General features: G+C 66.2%; 4 protein-coding genes. 1 reads left to right on the top strand and 3 read right to left on the bottom strand.

Annotated elements, in window-relative coordinates:
- The first annotated feature begins 495 nt into the window (after window positions 1-495).
- Window positions 496-627 carry a hypothetical protein gene (locus ACFWPJ_RS24990; RefSeq protein WP_378854820.1) on the top strand — a complete coding sequence of 44 codons (132 nt, stop codon included), beginning with the start codon at window positions 496-498 and terminating at the stop codon, window positions 625-627.
- Window positions 628-1,499: 872 nt separating this feature from the next.
- On the opposite strand, the gene ACFWPJ_RS24985 is transcribed toward ACFWPJ_RS24990, so the two are convergent.
- The 3 genes from ACFWPJ_RS24985 to ACFWPJ_RS24975 all read right to left on the bottom strand — a co-directional run.
- Window positions 1,500-3,317 (bottom strand): ParB/RepB/Spo0J family partition protein, encoded by a 1,818-nt coding sequence (locus ACFWPJ_RS24985; RefSeq protein WP_378854819.1) that lies wholly within the window; start codon window positions 3,315-3,317, stop codon window positions 1,500-1,502.
- 53 nt (window positions 3,318-3,370) lie between these two features.
- Entirely contained in the window at window positions 3,371-3,586 is a 216-nt protein-coding gene (locus tag ACFWPJ_RS24980) for a hypothetical protein (RefSeq protein WP_378854818.1), read from the bottom strand.
- Between the two features lie 122 nt (window positions 3,587-3,708).
- Window positions 3,709-4,803, bottom strand: a 1,095-nt coding sequence (locus ACFWPJ_RS24975) for a hypothetical protein (protein WP_378854817.1), incomplete at its 5' end; no start/stop codon positions are given.

Genomic DNA, 4,803 nt, shown 5'->3' with positions numbered 1-4,803 from the left:
ATCCAAGCGGGGATTCGGCGACGCGAGTGGCGCAGCTGGCGAACATTCCGCACGAAGACTGGATGCGGGACTGGCCTATCGAGGTATCCGAACCGGCACGGCTCGATGAATTCGTTTGTCTGCTACTCGCGAACAAGGCCGACTGGGAGCTGAGTTTCTGGTTGCTGGATCTGGTCCTTCAGTCGGCCGAGGACGATCTGGTCATCACGCCGGCGCAGGACGATCTGCCGGAACGGACCGAGCCGTTGGTTGACGCTCTTGTTGCGGTTTGGGAAGCCGCGCAAGCACCAGGAATCGCGCAGAGGCTCGAGTACGGGCGTGCCTGGAGGCCTCCGCTCCCGATGAGATGTTCTTTGTTAGCCCGCTCGCACGGGAAGCGCGTCGCCGGATCGGCCATAGCGCTAGATGAGACGGCGACGCCGTTCTTGAACGCCATGGGTGGATTGAATCGCCGACATTTCTGTACGTCCGTACCGGTATGGCACTGGGGGCGGCGTGGACGGGATCGAGGTCGAGCAGCTCGACGGCGGGCACGCGGTGCTCGCGTGGCTCCTGTCGTCACTCGACGACCTCCACCACTTGCGCGACAGTGTCTTCGCTGATCCGGTGCGGTTGACCGGTGGGTGAACCGGGCTCGATTCGGCTAATCGCCTACCGCGACGGCAGAGCCGAGGGATTCCTGGCAGGAAATCTCCGCACCGGCCACATCTCGCTGGTCGGAGTTCTACAACCCCGATGCGGGTGTCGGATCGGCACTGGTGCGCGCGTTTGTCGAACAAGCACGGGCGGCAGGAGTAAGTGGAAGTGACGGTCACCCTCGACACCGACCCCTACGAGCGCTGGGGCCGTCGGCGGTTCTTCGAAACATCCGGCTTCACCGCCGTATCAGGCAGTACCCTGCACTTTCGCCAACCGCAGTGACTAGCCCTGGTCGGTCGGTCCTGACGGAGCGGGTACGGCCACGAGAGGTCGACGCGGGGTCCGGTGCTTGTGTGCCGAGTTCAGCAAGGCCGATCTCCGCACCGGCGTGCGATGGGCCTCCTTCGACCTCGCCGGCATTCGAAGTGCGGACGCGCCCTGGACTCGTATCCGTTGTGGTTCTGCACAGGGATATCCACAAGATGTGGATATCCCTGTGGTGACCGCACTGCATCGGTCGCAGTGTTTGGACGAAGAAGCGAGGCCACGTCGCTGGCGGTGCAGGTTCGATCCGCAGTGGGCTCGAGGATCCCGAGCAGTCGCTGGCGGCTGACCTGGACTGGCTCGACGTTGTCTGTCGCGCTGTTTCGCGGGCGCCGGTCCTGCCCCGTGTCGACGGGGGTGGACCGGCATGTGCTCGTGGGTAAACGGCCTGCGGGCATGGCACATCCTCGCGCTGTGCGAGGGCCAACAACCATATCGGTGAACGAGGCAGGCGGCGTTGCCTGATCTGCCGGTGCTGTCCTGTATGCGAGCCGAGATCGGTGCGGTCGCATCCGTTCTCGGCCCGTGAACGGTGTCTACGCGGCGGCCTGTGTGGCGGGCTCGTCTGTGGGGGCGTCGAAGTCGATGTCCTTGTAGTCGATGTCGCCAAGGGCGGCGAGTTCGACGGGGACCAGTGTGTGCCCGGTCTCTTGAAGGAACCGCAGGTAGCGCTTGACTGCGGCGTCGCTGGAGCGCCAGGAGTCCTTGCTGGTGCGCTTCTCAAGTGCGCCGAGGACCAGGCCGAGGACGATGACGTTGCAGCGCGCCGGTTTGGCGGCCTCGACCATCTTCTGCAGGTCATGGCGCCAGGTGCCGGCGCCGCCGATCAACCCGGCGGCGGTCTCGAGCGCGTTGAATTCGTCGAGGATGCCGGGCTGGCCGAGCAGCGTTTCGGCAACGAACTTCGCAGCCTCCGGGGGCGGGGTCTTGCGAGCGAGCAGCCCTGTGACGAACTCGTGTCGGACGTCCATCGCGGCGACTGCCTGTTTGTTGAGCACGCGCTCTCGGCGGTTCTCGAGCTGTTCCTGCTCACGCCGCTGCGCGGCTTCGGCTTCTTGCTGAGCGCGTCGCGCGGTGATCTCATCGCGGGCCGCAGCCTCCTCGACGGGATCGACGACGTCCTCGCGCTGGCCCTCGACGCCGACGCCGTGCCCGGTGGCGGCGGTGGTGTCGACGAAGTCTCTGAGCAGCTGCAGTCCAGTGGTAGCGAGTTTGTCGGACGGCAGGAAGTAGTCGGCCTGCCAGTCTTTGCGCTGGGTGACCTCGCGGGCGTGACGTCGACCCTCGGTGGGTTCTCGGGCGGGTTCATGTCGGGTCTGCCAGTCGACGGTGGCCTCGTCGACGACGGCACCGGTCTCACGGTCGACGGTCACCAGCGTGCCGGATCGTTCGATCCACACCAGCCAACCGTCCTCGGCCGCGAGCCGATCGAGGTCGACACTGTGCCCGTCGGCGTCGACTAGCTCGCCCACGTGCAGGAGCTCGGTGTCCGACCCGCTGTTGCTCGGGTAGTCGTCGAGCACACCGAACCCGGCTTCGGCCCAGGGCAGCGCCGCAGCGAAGTAGGTGCGTCGGGCGGCACGGTCGTTGGCGATCAGCCTGGCTTCGTAGTTGAAGTAGCCGCCCCGGTGTTTGGTCAGGTGTTCGACAGCATCGGTGTCGCCAACGGTTTCGTACTCGGCCAGGATCGCGGCCTGCTCGAGGTCGAGTTGGCCGTCGTCGATCGCCTTGCGAGCGGTGCTCGAGGCGCCGACCTTGCCCGCCTGCTTGATCTCTTCGCGTTTGGTCTGCAGCGCTTTACCGACCCGGGTGACCGAAGCACCCAGATCCAGCGCCAGCGCGATCCCGGCCGCGCGGTCACCGTCGGTGAGCGCGATCCGGCGGTCGTTGACCGTGATCTGTTCGAAGATCCGGGTGATTTGCGCTTCGTTGGCGCTGATGGTGGTGTCGGGAGCGATCAACCACACGGGGACCGTTTCGAGGCCGACCGCGATCGCGGTCAGGGTGCGCAGCTGGCCGTCGCGGACCAGCGCCGTGGGGGATTCGGGGTAGCCGTAGGCGACGATCGGGGTGAGCACTCCGTGCTCGGCGATCGAATCGGCCAGCTCGGGCTGGTCCTCGAGGCGGAATGTTTCGCGCACGTTCTTGTCGATGACGAGCATGGTCGGGTCCCGCCAGACCGCGACCGCGTTGACCGGCACACCAGCGTCGTGGACGGCGTTTTCGCGCTCGTCGGTCTCAGGCGCCAGTTCCTCGGTCGGCTCGATGTTGTCGAGTACTCGGTCTTGGAGGTCGATATCGATTGCAGCGATGTCGATTTCGGTGCCGTTGGGGGCGTCGGTGGTCGGGGTCATCGAGGTCCTCCTATCTGGAGAGTGGATCCGAACCGGGGTCGGGCCGGTGGTGGTCATTCATGGGTCTTGGCGCGGATGGCGAGGTTGATCGGGCGCAGGCGGCGGGCGTCGCAGTTGTCGGGCTCGGTGTAGGCCCAGTGTTTGCCCTTCCAGTCGGGATCGCTGGCCCGCCAGCGCTCGATCGTCTGCGGTGTCAGGTCGGTCGCCGACCCGGCGACACCGAAGTGCGCTGCCAGGTCGAACTCGGAACGGGCAACTGTGTCGACCATCGGAAATTGACCTCCTGAAATCGGTGGGCGTCGCAGATAGCCCATGCGGTGAGCCACCTGTGGGGGAGTGCGGAACAGGGAGTAGCTGCAGCGCAGCGAGGTTGTGTGTCGGCGCCGTAGACCTAGGCGAGGGTCATGGCGTGGAGAGCGAGGTCGTCGAGGGTGTCGGCGCGGTCGCCGTCAGGGATGGTCTGGGAAAAGCTGGTGACCGCGTTGGCGATCCCGGCGGCGGTGAGCTGCCCGGCGGCGATGAAGTGCGTCAGGATCCCGGTGCGTTCTTCCTCACTGAATCCCAGCTTCTTGGCCACGACCTCGATCGTCTTGTCGGGCTGACGTACCGGGGCGGCGGCGTGGCGTTCGAGTTCACCGACGCGGGCGGTGAGGAACTCCGGTGAGAGCCACTCGCTGACCTTGTCGCGGGTTTCGGCGGTGATGACCGCGAGCCGCTTGCGCTGGGTGTCTTGGGACCAGGTGCCGACGGTGCCGATGTCGAGTTTGTCGCCGAGATGGCGTCTGGTGTGGGAGAACAGTGGCAGGGTGAGGCCGTTGCCGCAGATCTGGATCACCAGTTCCGGTTTCAGCGTGACCGCGTGGTGGCCGGTCTCGGAGTTGGAGAACCGGAACCCGGCGAACACCACCGGTTCGCTGCCGGGTCGATAGCCCTGTCCGTCGCGGGCGGCGACCCCGCGCCACCGGTCCAGATCGCCGGCGACGCGGCGACGTTCGGCCTCGAGGTCGGGATTGGCGAACGGGTTGCGGTAGTCGGCCAGGAACGTCGGCGCCAGCGTGGAAACCCGGGGCGAATACACCTTGCAGTGCATCGCGGACTCGGTCAGATCGCAGGAGCGGACCTCGACATCGGTGTCGGCGGTGGTAATGCCCTCCAGGACCGCGGTGAGCACGTCGAGGTTGTCGATGATGCCGTACCGATCCGACAGAAACGCCCGCAACACCCCTGCCTCACCAGCGACCCCAGACGAGAACAACCGCAACAGAAATGACCGATCCTCGGGCTGGCCGGGAAGTCTCGGGTCGTCGGGGCCGTGCAGCAGGCCGTTGACGTTGTGGTCGTAGAGGTCGGTGCGTTGCTGCTCACGCAGCCACTTCAGATACCCGACCGGGATCTTGAGCTTGGTTCCCAACTGAGAGTCGGCCGCCGCGGTCGGTCGGTACACGCCGTCGACCAGCGTGAGGCCCCGCCCGGCGCCCCCAGGCCC

It is taken from the genome of Nocardia sp. NPDC058497 (assembly GCF_042720195.1).
GTDB lineage: Bacteria > Actinomycetota > Actinomycetes > Mycobacteriales > Mycobacteriaceae > Nocardia.
This window is presented reverse-complemented; position numbering and strand designations above follow the sequence as displayed.